The following is a 16936-nucleotide window of genomic DNA, read 5'->3' as shown; positions in this document are numbered from 1 at the left end:
GACCTTGAATATGATTAAATCAGTAAAAAGTATAGCGATTACATTTGCAATTGGCTGTGTGGTGTACCTTATCGGAAATTTATGGTTTAGCGGATTTAATTATAATTCGGTTAATGATTTCTTTATCGATTTTATATTCTACCAACTGTATGCTTTTGTGTTAGGATATTCAAACATGGCTTTTTTCGATTATTTATCGAAACGTCCTTGGAAACCTAAGCAACATATCGTAAGAGTTTTAACGGGTTTTGTTGGAGCATCTCTAATAACTATTGCTGGTCTTTTTATCATTCACGGATTTACCAAAATGGTATATCAAGAGGCTACATTTAGTGAGTTTGTTGCAACCGAACGGGTTTCAGATTACATTTTTGGGTTTTGGATGACGATTAGCATTGTTATCGTATTTCATCTAGTGTATTATTACAATGCGTACCAGCAAAATAAACTTAAAGAACAAAAGGTTATTGCAGGAACTGCAAGTGCACAATTCGAGAGTTTAAAAAATCAAATCGATCCGCATTTTTTATTCAACAGTCTCAATGTATTAACATCTTTAATTGAAGAAAACCCAGATAGCGCACAACGTTTTACAGTGTCTTTATCTAAAATTTACCGCTATGTATTAGAGCAAAAAGATAAAGAATTAGTCACAGTCGAAGAGGAATTGAAGTTTGCAAAAACGTATATGAATTTGCTTAAAATGCGATTCGAAAACAGTATCGTTTTTCATTTACCTGAAAACTACGACAATCCAGAAGCTAAAGTGGTGCCTTTGTCCTTGCAGTTGTTGTTAGAAAACACCATAAAACACAATACGGTAAGCGAGCAAAAACCATTAGAAATTAACATAACCATAGAAGACAATGTCTTGGTTGTGAAGAATAATTTACAAAAGAAAGAGGTTTTACAAACCAGAAAAGGCGTAGGGTTACAGAATATTGTAAATCGCTACGGCATATTAACTAACAGAAAAGTATTGATAGACGAAACCGAAACGTATTTCGCAGTTAAATTACCAATACTTACAAAACGCATTACAACAATGGAACAAATAAAACATAATTATAACGAGCAAGAGGCATATAATCGTGCAAAGAAACGCGTAGAAGAAATTAAAGGGTTTTACGGCAACTTAGTATCATACTGTGTTGTCATTCCGTTTTTAATATTTATTAATTACCAAACCTTCTGGGGACATCAATGGTTTTGGTACCCAATGTTAGGGTGGGGAATGGGGCTTATAATTCACGGATTTTCTGTATTTGGTTATGGAAAATCTTGGGAAGAGCGTAAGATAGAATCTATTTTAAAGGAAGAAAAACAACAAAAAAACTGGAACTAATGGACAATTCACACTTTGAACAAGAACGCTACGAACGCGCAAAAAAACGAGTAAGGCGTATTAGTGGTTTTTATAGACATGCTTTAATATATATAGTTGTTAACCTTGTACTGGTATTAATAAATATTAAAAATTTGGATCCAGGAGAAAGCTATTTCCAGTGGAAAAATTTTATAACCTTAGGCTCTTGGGGAATTGGCCTACTAGCTCATGGTGTGTCTGTATTTTTACCAACACTAGTTATTGGTAAAAATTGGGAAGACGATAAGATTAAAGAGCTTATGGAAAAAGAACGGAACCATAAATGGGAATAATTTGGGCGTGTTTTTCCGCAAAGCTCCAAAACCGCGCTTTCCGCGCTACACGGTAGCTTGCTCCAATCCCTCACGCAGTACCAATTAGCATACAGTTTAATATTAGAAGTTTTAAGCCCTTATGAAAGTTATTATAATAGAAGACGAAAAACCATCAGCAAGGCGTTTACAGCGTATGTTAGCACAGTTAAATCTAGAAGCCGATGTGATGTTACATTCTGTAGAAGAATCAATAACGTGGTTTCAAAATAATGAACATCCAGAACTTATCTTTTTAGATATACAGTTAAGTGACGGTTTATCGTTCGAGATTTTTGAAAGTGTTAACATAGAATCGGCTATAATATTTACAACAGCTTACGACGAATACGCGCTTAAAGCTTTTAAATTAAATAGTATAGACTATTTGCTCAAGCCTATAGATGAAGATGATTTGGAGTTGGCTGTCGAAAAATTTAAAACTCGAATCCCAAAACAAGAACAAGTAGTTTTAGATTTTAACGAAATTAAAAATCTGCTAGTAAACCCGTTAGACCGCACCTATAAAAAACGATTCTCTGTACAAGTTGGTCAGCATTTAAAACTTATAAATAGTGATGATGTCGAGTGCTTTTATAGTGAAAACAAAGGGACGTACCTACATACAACTTCTGGTAGAAATTATCTTTTAAACTCTACTTTAGACCAATTAGAACAGGAATTAGAGCCCAATGCATTTTACAGAATAAACAGAAAATTCATTGTAAATATTAATGCCATTAATGATATGGTAAACTATACCAATTCACGATTAGAAATTAAACTAAACTCGTATAAAGACAATCAGGTAATTGTTGCTAGAGAACGTGTAAAATCGTTTAAAGACTGGTTAGAATAGAATTTGCTTGATTTTTAGCGCTTTAGCGTTGAATTAGTGGTGTTTATAGATTATTTTTTAGAAACTTTATATAAACTTCTAATTTTCATAGTAAATCAACCGCTATGAAAACCAACCTAATTACTTTATTACTAGTCAGTTTTGTCTTTTTTTCAACTCAAGCACAAAATTGGAAAACATATCCCTATACGCCAGAAGGTAGCTTAATTTCATTTGCTACAGACGAAGGTGCTCATGCTTCCGAACCTACAGAGTGGTGGTATACTAATGGCGAATTAGTTGGCAAGACCACAGGAACTACTTATACTTATTTACTCATTTATTTTAGAAGCACGTATTCCTATGCTGGATTCGACGGATTTCGAATTATAAATATCATGGACGAAAGTACAGGAATGTTTTATACCGATACCAAACCCGTTAATTATGAGTCTATTTCCGAAACAGAACTAAATATTGTCGCAAATGTGTTTACAGGAGGTCAAGATCAGTGGGCGACAAAACGGAATTCAGAAAATCAATTAATCCCTTTTGAGTATACTATTTCGGCAACATCGCCATACGGAGCGCTTGATATCGAATATACGAGTTCAAAAGCACCTTTAATTTTAGGCGATAATGGATATTTAGAACAAGCCAGTGAAAATTATACCTATTACTATTCGCAAACACATAATACTGTTTCTGGAAATATTTCCTTAAATGGTATTACGGAATCTGTTACAGGAACATCGTGGGTCGATAGGCAATATGGAGATTTTAACCCGTATTTGGGCGAACGATACGAATGGTTTAGTATTCAGCTATCAAACGGCATGGATATTAATGCCTATCATGTGTTTACCGAAGATTATGAAATTCCAGACAATTTAAAATATCGCGTGTTTTCGGCTTATGTAGATGAAACGACACAATATACCACAAGTGATTTTAAACTAGAAAGATTATCTTATCATTGGACAGAAGATGAAGAGAAGTGTTACGCAAACAAATGGCGATTAACCTCAGAACAAAATCAGGTTGATTTAATAATTGCAACACGCCACAAGAATGCGGAAATTACCGTTCCTATTCGTTTTTTTGAAGATGCAACTACAATTACAGGAACAGTAAATGGTAAAGCTGTTACCGGAATTGGTTTTGCAGAATTGATTCATAGCTACGATAATCCTGAAATTACAATTAATGAAATAAGTAATAATTTATACACTTCAGAAACTCCAATTTCATGGAATTTAGAAAACCCTGACGATGCAAGAACTACGCTTTACGATGTTTTATATAGCACAGATGGAGAGGTTTTTAATACGTTAATTGCCAATACTTCCGACATGATTTATAGTGGAGATGTACCCAATTTAACAAGTGGTGATTCCGTTTGGTTTAAAATTATAGCGCATACTGCAGATGATGTGTTACAAAGTGAAACAATTAGCGGAGCCTTAATTTACACGGTATTATCTGTTGAAGATGCGTATTTTAATGATATGAGATTGTTTCCTAATCCAACAAAAAATCAATTGTATTTAAATGGGGTTTCGAAGATTTCAGGTTTACAATATCAGATTTTAGATGTTAGCGGACGTATTGTTTATCAATCAAATAAAATCTTAAATTCATCCAATACTATCGAAATTAATACACAACAATTATATTCTGGATTATACTTTTTAAAATGCCAAGCAGCAGAGGCTGAAAAGAGTTTTAAATTTATTAAGGAATAAGCTAATCTTCGTCTTCAATACGGTTATCATCAAAAGCCGATGGTAATAATTTGGGGATAAACTTAATCACGATTGGTAATAAAATAGCACCTCCAGGAAGTAAAAATATAGCTAAACTCGGAATCGATTTAAAAATATCTAAGAGTTGTTCGTTAACTTTTTTACGTTCTTGAGACGTTAAATCTCGTACTGTAGATTTTGTCAGTAAAACCATAAGTTCCTTACTATCTCGTAATTCTCTCAGTAACCGATGACTATTTCTAGTTATTAGTTTCGTTACAATTTGAGACGATCGGTTATAGAAACTTTTCACCACATTTTTTGCACTTAATAATGGTATTTTATCACGATTCGCATTGAAAAACAAGTTAATCGCGTTTAAAGATTCGTTACGGTCTTCCTTATTAATTTGGAGTGCAGTGCTTAGGTTTTCTAAGAATTCAGCTTCAGCAGGTTCTATCCATGCGTCACTCCAAGCGGCCATACAGGCAATATCTAAATAGTATAAATTATGTTGTATTTTTTTTGCATTCTCTATAGCTTCTATATAAGTTAATTGCCCAACTTGTTCGTAGCGTAATGAAGATTGAAACAATTCAATTAAACTTTTGTCGTAATCACTTTTTTCAGATTTTAAACTTAACGCCTCAATAACTATGGTTATTATGGTCGATTCTAAAATTTCTAAATACGATTTTGTTATCGATTTAGTCTCTAAAAAGTGATCGTAAGCAATAATGTCAATGTAGAGTAATACATTGGTGATGTAGTGGTTGAAATTTTTTGAAATAACGTTTTCATGAATCTGAATTCGTTTATGCATAATTTTTTCTACCAATACTTCCGCAGAGTCTCGTCCTAAAAGGTCTCCTAAAAAAGACGTTTTGTTTTCGTTAATAGCGGTGTAAAAATTAATGATACTGTCAAAAAGACCTAATTCGGTACCACTAGTTTTATGTGCATTTATAAACGCAATGCACAAATTAACCTTACATAATTCTTCTTCGGTAAGGTCTTCATTAATAATATAATCGTTTACAATTTTAATGTTGTAGCCATAGATAAACCCTGAGTTTCGGAATGCTTTATAAAAATCGTAATCTGTTGGATTGTCAAGTAAGGTTTGGTTAGATAGTTCTTTTATCAGTTTTTTTATCCAGCCGTTAGCCGATGGGTTCATACCGTTCAGTTTTATAGTTACAAATGTAATATATCGGAGCTAAATAAATGAAATTTTTAGCATTAACATAATTTTAACAAAACCGACTATTTCTTTTTTTCGTAGGTATGAGTGAGAATCAAAAAATACATTAACTAAAATCTCAACTATTATGAAAACAATGAAAATTATTTTAGGAATCGGAGCTTTATCAATCGCTGGTTTCTTTATGGTAGCAGCCGATCATATCGATGCTCCAGCAGTTAAAGGTGGTACAAGCGATATTACCGATTTTTACGCCTTTCAAGGTGAAGACACAAAAAATATAGTGTTTGTTGCCAACGTACAAGGTTTATTAAGTCCGTCGGCTTCAAACGATGCGATGTTCGACGAGAGTACTTTAATCGAAATTAACATCGATACTAACGATGATAAAATTGAAGATTGGGTAATTCAAGCAATTCCTCGTGAGGGTAAAATGTACTTCTTCGGACCTGTAAAACCTACAGCTACTGGATTAAGTAGCCAGATTGAAACTATGGGAATAACAGCTATGGTTGATATATCTACTTATGGCAATGATGCTGTTATAGCAAACACTAATGGAATGAAATTTTTTGCCGGCCCAAGAGATGATCCATTCTTTATGGATTTCGCGCAATACACAGAGATTATCGCTGGTAACGCATCAAGTTTTAACGAAACAGGTAGCGACACCTTTGCTGGAACGAATGTAATGTCTGTAGTTGTTGAGTTGCCAAAATCTATGATTGGTGGTTCTGGAACGATCAATACTTGGGTAGAATCTAAAACAAAACAATAATTAACTTTTAAAACACACACATATGAAAACTTTAAAATATATACTAATTGCAGTTGGCGTTTCAATACTATCGTTTAACTGCTCGAGCGACGATGATAATATGACTATAGATACAACAGAACCAGATTTTTCTGGAACCTATATGCAAGCGGATCAAATGGGGAGGCCTGCCATAAATACGGTATTTGTATCGCCTTCTGCTAAAGATCAATTTAATGTTACCACACCTTCTAATCAAGCTGCTGCGTTTCAATCTATGTTTCAAACTAATTTAGAAGCTTTAAGTCCTGCATATGCTGAAGAAGGAGATACTAATGCTTTAGGATTAGATGCAGTAACATTTACTGGGCTTTTAGCTACAGATGTGCTTACGGTGTCTTTAGATGGTCCAACTACGTTTTACGATGGTACTAATGTGTTAACCGGTAGAGCGTTAACAGACGATGTAATTACAGTAGAGTTATTATTGATTTTTGGAGGAGAAGATTTTACTGAAAACCCAGGGCTTTCAAACGACAATGTCGATGCTAACGATAAAGCATTTTTAACATCATTTCCTTACTTAGCTTCTGCTTGGTAGACACTTTTATGCAATAGGGTGAATGTAAATTTATCCTATTGTTTTCACTAACATAAAACAAAACACCATGAACACTTTTAAACTTATACATCTTACAGTTATTGTACTAATTTGTTTTAGTTGTACTTCTGAAGATAAACAAATAGCTCAAAAGAGCGATTATATTGCCTATGTAGAAACGGAAGACCAGACCGCGTTGCTTTCTATAGAAGCTGATTATGCTTTTTGGAATGGAAAATTAAAAAACCATCCAAATCAGTTTCCATACCTACTTAAGAAAGCAGCGTCCTTGTCTTCTAAATTTAAAATTACAGGAAACATAGATGATTTAATTGAAGCAGAACATGATTTAATTGAAGCGAATAAAAGAACAAACTATGAGAATTCGGGATATTTAAGAGCTTTGGCCAGAAATTATATTTCGCAACATCGCTTTAAAGCGTCTTTAGAGCTACTTAAAAAAGCAGAATCTATAGGCGAGCACTTAAAAGGAACTCAAAATATGCTTTTCGATGTATATCTAGAGTTAGGAAACACGAACGAAGCTTCTGAATATTTAGTGAAAACTCAAGATTTTAATGATTTTGATTATGTTATCCGATTAGCGAAATGGCAAGATCATGAAGGAAATTTAGACGCTGCTATTAAATACATGGAAAAGGCTTTAGCTATGGCAGAATCGTCAAATAATCCAAGTAAAAAACAATGGATTTATACAAATATAGCCGACTATTACGGTCATGATGGTCAGATTGAAAAATCGTATCAATACTATTTAAAAGCATTAGCATTAGATCCTTCTGATGCATATTCTAAAAAAGGAATTGCATGGATTGTATATTCACACGATAAGAATCCTGAAGAAGCAATGAATATCTTAAATCGAGTTACACAGCAGCATAACACACCAGATTATGAGCTTTTAAAGGCTGAAATTGCTGAATTTATGGGAGACGATAGCTCTAAAAAGAAATATTTAAACAAGTATTTAAAAGCTGTTAATAATAAAAAATATGGCGACATGTATAACGCTTATAATACATTAGTATTTGCAGATGATTTACAAATTTTCGATTCTGCTTTAAAATTAGCATATAAAGAAGTCGAAAATAGACCTACACCTCACTCTTACGATTTATTAGCTTGGAGTTATTATAAAAAAGGAGACTATAAAAAAGCGTTACAAATCGTTGAAACCCATATTAAGGGCAAAAGTTTTGAGCCTACCATTTTAAGCCATATGGCTCAAATATATAAAGACAATGGAAAGCTAGCAGATGCCAAAATATTAAAGAAGGAATTATTAGATGCTGCTTACGAATTAGGTCCTGTAGAGACACAGCGTATTAAAAATATTTAGAAGACTTATAAGTGATTTTGTTGGTGGTTTTTTTGTTTGAAAAAGGGTCTGTTATGTACATAACAAACCCTTTTTAATTTTAAGATTGTATATCTTAATCATATAATAAGCTATAATTTAAAGTCGAATACATTAAAAGTTATAGTGTATTAATTAGATGTAGCTGAATTAAGAATCTACTGTACCTAAAGTATAAAGTTGTTCTAGAGTAGGAGAGGTGCTTCCTCCAGCTGGCTCTAATGTAATTCCGAAAGCTTCTGATGCGTTAGCATTTTGCATAGCAAAAATCTTGTTTTCGTTTGATGTAAAATTATCTAAAGTTCCTAGACTAGTAGGTGTTAACGGATTTAATGTTAAAGACCAGACTTGATATACTTTGCCTTTTGGAGGTTCAGGTAAACCTTGTACATCAATATATACACTATTTTCAGCTTTATCCCAATATACTTTAGCGTAAGCTTCTGGATATACTGCTTGTCCGCCAAGCGGAATTGCTAAAATATCTTTATCGCGTAGAATAGTAATTAAACTTTTAGCTTCTTTTAAGTCGGAATCAGCAATTTGAATTTGTTGTTCTAAGAATTCATTATCCGTTTCTACGACATCAATCTGAGTTTTTAAGTCAGAATTTTGCTGTATAGCCCATAATAATCCACCACCTAATATAACCGCAGCAGCCCAACCAGTAAAAGACAACCAACTTGACCTAAGTTTTTCAGCCTTCATATTGATTACCTTAGACTCGGTGTCTTCGGTATTAATATGTTTTGCAATCGGACTAAAATCTAACACTCTATCTTTAGGAGCTGTGGCTTCGGTTAGTTTTAAAATAGCAGCTTCAATGTGTAATACTTCGGTTAAAACTTCAGGATATTTCTGCATGTTTTCGTAGACAGCCTTGTTTTCCGCTTCGGAAAGTGCGCCAGCAACATACAGCTCTAAAATACCAGAATTTATGTAATTATTAATATCCATATTAGTTTAAGACCATTGTTCGTAATTCATTAATACAATTTCTGTTTCTCGTTTTTATAGTGCCAATAGGCATATCTAGAGACTCTGAAGCTTCTTTTTGTGTATAACCTTTAAAATATAATAACTCTATAACCTCGATACATTTCTTAGCAAGTTTGCTTACAAATTTCTCAATGCCAATAGCATCTGTCTTTGTATTTAGGTTATCTCCATGTTCTAAGATATCTACGAAAAATTGAGCATCAAGGTTTTGCTTTTTATTTTTAAAAGATTTGGAGCGGGTTTTATCTATTGCTGCATTACGAGCTATGTTTAAAATCCAAGTAAAAAACCGACCTTTTTCTGCAGAATAAGTTTCTGCTTTATGCCATGCTTTTATAAACACGTCTTGCATAATTTCTTCTGCAATATCTTTGTCTCGAACTATATTATAAATTACACCATGAATATTTGTGGCGTACATGTTGTATAAGATTTCAAAAGCCTTTTCGTCTTTTTTCTGAAATTTTTCAATAAGAAGTTCTAATTGCATATAGTGTTTTGTAAAGGATGAAAGTAGTTAAATAAAGTCATAAAAAAAAGCTGCACAGAGCAGCTTTTTCAAATATAAATTAATTTAAGATTTTAGTTTTCTCTTAAATATGTGTCTATGGTAATGGCAACTTCTTCCCATGTTTTACTTACACCATCTGCACCTGTATGTAAGACCTCGCATGCTTCATGTAACGTACTTAAAGCATCTAAAGCATTCCAATCTTTTAATTGCATAACTCCAGTAAGTGAAACGCGTCTGTCTTCGGCAACGGTATACGTTAATGGTAAATCGTGAGTTTCACCATTCATTGTAATAGTTGCTACAGCTTCAGTAGCAGAATTTGTTTTAAGTATTCCTTTTAAAAGCTCTGTATCTGCCATAACGTTAAAAAAGAATTTTTGCAACTTTCCATCGCGTATAGAATCTTTAGAGAAAATACTACTCACAGGAATTGAAAATTCAACATTATTCAAGGCTTCTTGTACAGAAGCACCAGAATGAGGTTCAAAATTTAAGGTGGTAAACACACCAGAAACAGGGGTTTTAGCTGTGGTTTTATAAGCCGTCCAATTAACAGTCGTACCTGCTGGCTTTATAACAAATTGTTCCGTTTTTTCAGTTGGAGTTTCAGTGACGGTTGTTTCTTTTTTATCAGATTTACAACTTGTAGCAAATGCTAATGCAAATACTGCCATTAAGAGTGTTATTTTTTTCATGATTGACTTTTTAATTACTAATAATTGACTTCGAAATTACAGAATATTTAACCAAATTCAAATAATAGTCTAATCTAAATATAGATTACATTGAAAATGAAGATTTGTAGGAGAACTGTGTTAAAATTTTAAGGGAATAGTCTCTATGTTTTTAGTTTTTTTTGAATGCTTTAACAGTTGCTGTTAAATAAAATGTAAAGTTGATATACAAGTTTGCCCACCTCTAATTAAGAGCGTAAATTTGAAGTATAAATAGTTAGTTAGTTTTTTTTCAAAAACAATTCTATAATAATTTTGGTTGGTTATACATAGAATTAAAAAGTTTGTTAGTTAATTTTTAGTTTAAGAAAGCAGTTGTTTTATACGTTAAAACAACTGCTTTTTTTATTCTATACATTCCATTGTACTTTCTACAGTATCTGGATTAATTTTTGGAGACATATACGGAATACCTAGACCAAGTCCTCTAATAATGAATAGTATTCCAATAATTATTACAAATACTGGGATTAATTTTTGAATACGCTTTTTCGCTAAATTACTTAGCATATTTCCAAAGTATATGGCTGTAGTCATTAACGGAATAGTACCTAATCCAAATAAAGCCATATATAATGCGCCTTGTAAAGGTTCTGCCGTCGCTATAGATGATAAAACGGCCATATACACTAAACCACAAGGAAGAAATCCATTTAAGAAGCCTATGGTTAAAAAAGTGTCCGCTGTTTTTTTCTGAAGAGCTGTACCCATTCCTTTTTTAACTTTAGAAATGATTTTAAATACAGGTTTCGAAAAATTGTATTTGCTGAAAGTTTTGTAGGGGAGTAGTACAATCACGATTAATAAAACTCCTATGATGATAGATAACTTCTGCTGAAGTCCGAAAATGTATAACCCTTTACCTAAGAACCCAAAAACCAAACCGATGATGCTATAGGCTAGAAGACGACCAAAATGATAAATACATATCTGACTTATTTTTTTAACCGGATTGCTTCTGTCTACTGGTAGCATAAATGCAATAGGACCACACATACCAATACAATGAAAACTACCTAATAGGCCAAATATAAAGGCAGAAATAAACATTTAGTACGTTAAGGATTGCTTATAGATATAGCTAGAACCATTGTTTGTCCAGTCTACTTTTAAATTCCAACGACCATCTACAAGGTTTGCCTCAGGGACTAACAAGGTGTGGTTTTTTAGTGCAATAGGTAATTCAAAATCTAAAGCTTTATTTGAAGGTCTGTAAAGCGATACTATACCTGAAATTTGAGTTTCGTTTATCGATTTTGGAAATTGAATTAGTATGCCTTCGGCAGTTTTTTTCCAAGATACGTTCTCTTCTAAAGTTTGCGAGTTTTTTTCTTTATCGATATCGTCTTGTAATGTTAATTCTTGCTGATAATAGTCTTCGACCACTAAATCGTGATTAAATCTGTCGCCAACCATCATATTTACAACAAAATACATGATAAATGCAATAAAGCATACAAAAGCAATAACAATTCCTGTTCCCCAATTTATTCTCATAATGTTACCTTTTATAATTATTTATAACTTCTTGGTCCTAAGAAACTAACTGTGGTGGTTTCAATTAATTCATCGTGACTATAAACTTCCAAAGTCAGTTCGTTTTTATCACCTTTTAAATCAGATTGTTTAATTTCTATAAACAATGTTCCTTCTGCTAAACCTTGTCCTGCTACAGTAAATGAATCTGTAGTAGATACTAATTTAATTTCGCCAGGATAACCTACAAGTTTAAATGATACATCGTCTATATCATCATTAGTCTTATTGATTAGTTTATAGGTAAATACATTACTAATAACGTTGTTCTCTTTATGTTCGTATAATTGTCCTGGAAGTCTTAAAACAGTTGCTTCTAAAGCATTTCTAGAAAACAGCATGCCTCCCCAAACTATTAATAATATAATAAGAACCGCACTATAACCTTTAAGTCTAGCTGTAAACTTGAATTTTTCTTTCTTTTCAATTTCATCTTCACTAGCATATCTAATTAGACCACGTGGGTAACCCACGCTATCCATTATCGTATCGCATTCATCTATACAGGCCGTACAGTTAACACATTCTAATTGTGTTCCGTTTCTAATATCTATTCCAGTTGGGCAGACGTTAACACATTGAAAGCAGTCTATACAATCTCCATGACCTAGTGCTTCGCGGTCTTCATTTTTACGATATTTTTTTCTTCCATTTTCACCTTCACCACGTTTATGGTCGTAAGCTACAATTATAGATTTATCGTCTAGAAGTACACCTTGAAGTCTTCCATATGGACAAGCAATTATACACACTTGTTCTCGAAACCAAGCAAATACAAAGAAAAATACGGCTGTAAAAATTAATAGTGAAATAAGTGTACTAAGATGGTCCGCAGGGCCTTCTTTTATGTATTTAATAACTTCATCCCCACCAACCAAATAGGCAAGGAAGACATTTGCTATTATAAATGAAATTAGCATGAAAAGAAACCACTTTAAAAGACGTTTTCTAATTTTTTCGGCATCCCAAGATTGGCGGTCTAAACGCATTTGTTTCCCACGGTCTCCATCAATCCAATATTCTATTCTTCGGAAAACCATTTCCATAAAAATGGTTTGTGGACAAATCCATCCGCAGAAAATCCGACCAAAGGCAACTGTAAATAACGATAGAAAGACAACACCAATAAGTAACGAAACGACAAAGAGTTTAAAGTCTTGCGGCCAGAACGGGAATCCGAAAATATTAAATCGGCGTTCTAGAATATTAAACATCATAAATTGATTGCCATTTACTTTTATAAATGGAGCAGCAATTAAAATGATTAATAAGATGTAACTAACAATTTTACGCTTATCGTAGAATTTTCCACTAGGTTTTTTTGGAAATACCCAGGCCCTTTTTCCATCTTCGGTAAGTGTGCCAATTGAATCTCGAAATTCTTCGTGTTCTGGAGTTTCCATTATTTAGGGATAATTAATTACTTAAATGCGTTAAATTTTTATTCGGCAGCAGTTTCCTCAACCCAAATCTCACCTTCGGCAGCTTTTGGTTTAGCTGGTGTTGTACCTTGTAAACTTAAAATATAACTAGAAACTTGAGCGATTTGTACAGGTTTTAAACTTTGTTTCCATGCAATCATACCTTTTCCGTCACGACCACCTTCACTAACTGTATGGAATACATTTTTAATTCCTCCACCTAAAATCCAATGATCATCGGTAAGGTTTGGTCCAATACCACCACCACCATCAGCCATATGGCAAGCCACACAGTTAGTTTCGAAAATTGATTTACCAGCGCTTAAATCGGAAGCATCGGTTAATACGGTAACGGTATTAGCATCTACTAAGTCTTTAGCTGTTTTCTTGTATTCTTCAATAGCTATTTTAGCTTCTGCTAGTTCTGTATTGTACTCATCAATTTGAGAATCACCATCAAATACTTCGTATTTTAGCATATAAACTATAGCAAATACTATAGAAATGTAAAACGCATATTTCCACCATGGCGGAAGCGAATTGTCTAATTCACGAATACCATCGTAATTATGATCTAATACAATTTCACTCTCATCAGCGATAGGTCTCTGACCTAATAACTTGATGTAAGTATCTTTAATCCATTGAATGAATTTAGGTGTTTGTTCGTTATTCACTATAAATCTTGCTTTTTCATCTTCGTTTAGACTTTGGAATAATACATTATCTAGAGCCGAAACAATACCTTCTATAGATATAATAACTACTAAGACCAAAAGTAAGAATAACAAAACAGCTGGGTACTTTATAAAAGCAGGTTCATTACCAGAATCCACAAAGTATTCAACTAATCCCGCTATTAAAAAAAATAGAACGGGTACTCTTATATAGGCTGGAATAAATTTTCTCATAATTGGTTTTCGGTTTGGTGGTTATCGTTTTCAAAAGGCAGGTTGCTTACGGTGTCGATGTAGTCTTTTTTTGCGGTTAATACCCACCAAAAAAGGACAACAAAAAAACCGAAAAATATTAATAGCGATAGTATTGGGTATATTTCTATACCCGAGATACTATCCATGTAGTTTTTTACGAAGCTTAACATAATTAATCGTTTTAGTTTATTCTACGTCGCTTACTTTAATGTCTGTTCCTAATCGTTGTAAATAGGCAATTACTGCCACGATTTCACGATTTCTCATCTCTACAAAATCTTCACCATTTTGGGCAGCAGATTTCTTGTCGTTTTCGTATGTTTCTGCAAAGTCAGGATCGCTGTAAAGATTTTTTTCTATAGCAGTACCTTGTTCTAACATACTTTGTTGCGCATTGGCAATGTCTTCTTCTGTATATGGTACACCTAGGGTAACCATAACTTCCATTTTAGTTTCTGTATCAGACTTATCCAATTCGTCTCTTACAATCCATTGGTAAGCAGGCATGATAGAACCACTCGATGTACTTTGTGGGTCGTACATATGGTTTAAGTGCCAGTTGTCTGAATATTTACCTCCAATACGGTGTAAGTCTGGACCGGTACGTTTACTTCCCCAAAGGAATGGATGATCGTATACATATTCACCCGCTTTAGAGTATTCTCCGTAACGTTCTACTTCACTTCTAAAAGGTCTAATCATTTGTGAATGACAACCCACACAACCTTCACGAATGTATATATCTCTACCTTCTAATTCTAGAGGTGTGTAAGGTTTTACGCTACTAATTGTTGGAATATTTGATTTTACCATAATGGTTGGTACAATTTGAATGATACCTCCAATTAAAATAGCAATCGTTGCTAATACTGTTAATTGAATAGGCTTACGCTCTAACCAAGTATGGAAGCCTTCACCTGCCAGACGTCTTTTAGATACACGCTCTAAAGCAGGGGATTCTGCTAATTCATCTGTAACATCAGAACCACGTTTAACAGTTACATAAATGTTGTACACTAATACAATCATTCCTGTTAAATACAATGTACCTCCAATAGCACGCATTGCATACATTGGGATAATTTCTGTAACCGTTTCTAAGAAGTTACCGTAAACTAAAGTACCATCTGCATTAAATTGTTTCCACATACTCGCTTGTAAAAATCCAGCAACATATAATGGAAGTGCATACATTACAATACCTAAAGTTCCGATCCAGAAATGTAGGTTTGCAAGTTTAGTTGAGTATAATTTTGTTTTGAATAATCGTGGTACTAACCAGTAAATCATACCAAAAGTAAAGAACCCGTTCCATGCTAGAGCACCAACATGTACGTGTGCAATAATCCAATCGGTAAAGTGACCAACTGCATTTACATTTTTAAGTGACAATAAAGGCCCTTCGAAAGTCGCCATACCATAACCTGTAATGGCAACAACCATAAATTTTAAAACAGGGTCGGTTCTTACTTTGTCCCAAGCACCTCTTAAAGTTAATAGTCCGTTAATCATACCTCCCCAAGAAGGCATTAATAACATTACAGAGAATGCAACACCTAAATTTTGTGCCCATTCAGGTAAAGCTGTATATAACAAGTGGTGCGGTCCAGCCCAAATGTAAATAAAGATTAATGACCAGAAGTGAACAATAGATAGTTTGTAAGAGTACACTGGTCTGTTCGCTGCTTTAGGAACAAAATAATACATTAATCCTAAGAACGGAGTAGTTAAGAAGAATGCTACAGCATTATGTCCATACCACCATTGTACTAAGGCATCTTGAACACCTGCATATACAGAGTAACTTTTTACTAAACTTACTGGTAACGATAAACTATTAAAAATATGTAATACAGCTACGGTTACAAATGTTGCGATATAAAACCAAATAGCAACATATAAGTGACGTTGTCTACGTTTTAAAATAGTTGCAATTAAATTCCATCCAAAAACAACCCAAACCACAGCAATAGCAATATCTATAGGCCATTCTAATTCGGCATATTCTTTAGAAGACGTATACCCAAGCGGAAGCGTAATTGCAGCAGCAACAATAATTAATTGCCACCCCCAAAAGTTTATGCTACTTAATAAGTCGCTTGCCATTCTCGCTTTAAGTAAACGTTGCGAAGAGTAATAAATTCCCGCAAAGATGGCATTACCAACAAAGGCAAAGATTACAGCATTGGTATGTAAAGGTCTTAATCGACCAAAACTTAACCACGAAATACCGTCGGTAAGGTTAGGGTATAGAAAGAAGAAGGCAAGTAGTAAACCTACTACCATTCCAATTACACCCCAAAAAATGGTTGCATAAATGAATTTTTTTACGATTTTATTATCGTAGTAGAACTGTTGAATTTCCATAGTGAGAGTTAATTATTCTTTTTTGGTTAGTATGGTTTTGTTAGGTTTCTCAGAAACTAATTCGTCTTCAAAAAGCATGCGTACAGAAGGGGTGTAGCTATCATCGTACTGTCCGTTTTTTACTGCAAAAATAAATGCAACAAAAAATATTAATGCAACGATTACACTCACTCCTAATAAAATATAAATTACGCTCATTCTTTATCAATTAATCGGTAAAAGTAATAGGGTCA

18 protein-coding genes are annotated in these 16936 nt (G+C 33.6%); 7 read left to right on the top strand and 11 right to left on the bottom strand.

The annotated features are described in order from the left end of the window. Positions 1-10: 10 nt before the first annotated feature. The 4 genes from BN863_RS10040 (at position 11) to BN863_RS10025 (ending at position 4260) form a co-directional block, all read left to right on the top strand. The gene (locus BN863_RS10040) at positions 11-1345 is read left to right on the top strand and encodes a 2TM domain-containing protein (RefSeq protein WP_038530123.1); all 1335 of its coding nucleotides are present in this window, start codon (positions 11-13) and stop codon (positions 1343-1345) included. Further along, positions 1345-1659 carry a 2TM domain-containing protein gene (locus BN863_RS10035; protein WP_038530121.1) on the top strand — a complete coding sequence of 105 codons (315 nt, stop codon included), beginning with the start codon at positions 1345-1347 and terminating at the stop codon, positions 1657-1659. The genes BN863_RS10040 and BN863_RS10035 overlap by 1 nt, the downstream gene beginning before the upstream one ends. 121 nt (positions 1660-1780) lie before the next feature. Beyond that, complete coding sequence (locus BN863_RS10030) at positions 1781-2536, top strand: LytR/AlgR family response regulator transcription factor (protein WP_038530119.1); 756 nt, start codon at positions 1781-1783, stop codon at positions 2534-2536. A gap of 104 nt (positions 2537-2640) precedes the next feature. Beyond that, positions 2641-4260 carry a lipocalin-like domain-containing protein gene (locus tag BN863_RS10025; RefSeq protein ID WP_038530117.1) on the top strand — a complete coding sequence of 540 codons (1620 nt, stop codon included), beginning with the start codon at positions 2641-2643 and terminating at the stop codon, positions 4258-4260. A 1-nt stretch (position 4261) separates the two neighbouring features. On the opposite strand, the gene BN863_RS10020 is transcribed toward BN863_RS10025, so the two are convergent. Next, entirely contained in the window at positions 4262-5440 is a 1179-nt protein-coding gene (locus BN863_RS10020; protein WP_038530115.1) for an LETM1-related biofilm-associated protein, read from the bottom strand. Positions 5441-5591: 151 nt separating this feature from the next. On the opposite strand from BN863_RS10020, the gene BN863_RS18910 reads away from it, so the two are divergent. The 3 genes from BN863_RS18910 (at position 5592) to BN863_RS10005 (ending at position 8182) form a co-directional block, all read left to right on the top strand. Continuing rightward, positions 5592-6242: a DUF4331 family protein gene (locus BN863_RS18910; RefSeq protein ID WP_038530113.1), complete on the top strand. Its 651-nt coding sequence runs from the start codon at positions 5592-5594 to the stop codon at positions 6240-6242. Positions 6243-6264: 22 nt separating this feature from the next. Next, a complete protein-coding gene (locus BN863_RS10010) occupies positions 6265-6822 on the top strand; it encodes a DUF4331 family protein (RefSeq protein WP_038530112.1) in 558 nt (185 codons plus the stop codon). Between the two features lie 67 nt (positions 6823-6889). Continuing rightward, entirely contained in the window at positions 6890-8182 is a 1293-nt protein-coding gene (locus BN863_RS10005; RefSeq protein ID WP_038530110.1) for a tetratricopeptide repeat protein, read from the top strand. A 168-nt stretch (positions 8183-8350) separates the two neighbouring features. Here BN863_RS10005 and BN863_RS10000 read toward each other — a convergent pair whose 3' ends face one another. The 10 genes from BN863_RS10000 to ccoS all read right to left on the bottom strand — a co-directional run bounded on the left by BN863_RS10000 (position 8351) and on the right by ccoS (position 16901). Beyond that, positions 8351-9157, bottom strand: a complete 807-nt coding sequence (locus tag BN863_RS10000) for an anti-sigma factor (RefSeq protein WP_038530108.1) — start codon at positions 9155-9157, stop codon at positions 8351-8353. Between the two features lies 1 nt (position 9158). Then, on the bottom strand, positions 9159-9689 hold the full coding sequence (locus BN863_RS09995; protein WP_038530106.1) for an RNA polymerase sigma factor: 531 nt from the start codon (positions 9687-9689) through the stop codon (positions 9159-9161). 92 nt (positions 9690-9781) lie between these two features. Further along, positions 9782-10408, bottom strand: coding sequence for a YceI family protein (locus BN863_RS09990; RefSeq protein WP_038530103.1), 627 nt, complete (start codon positions 10406-10408; stop codon positions 9782-9784). A gap of 384 nt (positions 10409-10792) precedes the next feature. Continuing rightward, on the bottom strand, positions 10793-11497 hold the full coding sequence (locus BN863_RS09985; protein ID WP_038530100.1) for a sulfite exporter TauE/SafE family protein: 705 nt from the start codon (positions 11495-11497) through the stop codon (positions 10793-10795). After that, positions 11498-11944 carry a FixH family protein gene (locus tag BN863_RS09980; RefSeq protein WP_038530098.1) on the bottom strand — a complete coding sequence of 149 codons (447 nt, stop codon included), beginning with the start codon at positions 11942-11944 and terminating at the stop codon, positions 11498-11500. A gap of 17 nt (positions 11945-11961) precedes the next feature. Further along, positions 11962-13386 (bottom strand): cytochrome c oxidase accessory protein CcoG, encoded by a 1425-nt coding sequence (gene ccoG / locus BN863_RS09975; RefSeq protein ID WP_038530095.1) that lies wholly within the window; start codon positions 13384-13386, stop codon positions 11962-11964. A gap of 38 nt (positions 13387-13424) precedes the next feature. Then, the gene (locus BN863_RS09970; protein WP_038530093.1) at positions 13425-14315 is read right to left on the bottom strand and encodes a cbb3-type cytochrome c oxidase N-terminal domain-containing protein; all 891 of its coding nucleotides are present in this window, start codon (positions 14313-14315) and stop codon (positions 13425-13427) included. Further along, positions 14312-14506: a cytochrome c oxidase subunit IV gene (locus BN863_RS18795; protein WP_038530092.1), complete on the bottom strand. Its 195-nt coding sequence runs from the start codon at positions 14504-14506 to the stop codon at positions 14312-14314. Before BN863_RS18795 ends, BN863_RS09970 begins: the two co-directional genes overlap by 4 nt. Before the next feature lie 16 nt (positions 14507-14522). Then, positions 14523-16703, bottom strand: coding sequence for a cytochrome-c oxidase, cbb3-type subunit I (ccoN, locus tag BN863_RS09960; RefSeq protein ID WP_038530090.1), 2181 nt, complete (start codon positions 16701-16703; stop codon positions 14523-14525). A 12-nt stretch (positions 16704-16715) separates the two neighbouring features. Then, positions 16716-16901 carry a cbb3-type cytochrome oxidase assembly protein CcoS gene (gene ccoS, locus BN863_RS09955; RefSeq protein WP_038530087.1) on the bottom strand — a complete coding sequence of 62 codons (186 nt, stop codon included), beginning with the start codon at positions 16899-16901 and terminating at the stop codon, positions 16716-16718. Between the last annotated feature and the right edge of the window lie 35 nt (positions 16902-16936).

This window comes from Formosa agariphila KMM 3901, from assembly GCF_000723205.1.
Classification (GTDB): domain Bacteria; phylum Bacteroidota; class Bacteroidia; order Flavobacteriales; family Flavobacteriaceae; genus Formosa; species Formosa agariphila.
This window is presented reverse-complemented; position numbering and strand designations above follow the sequence as displayed.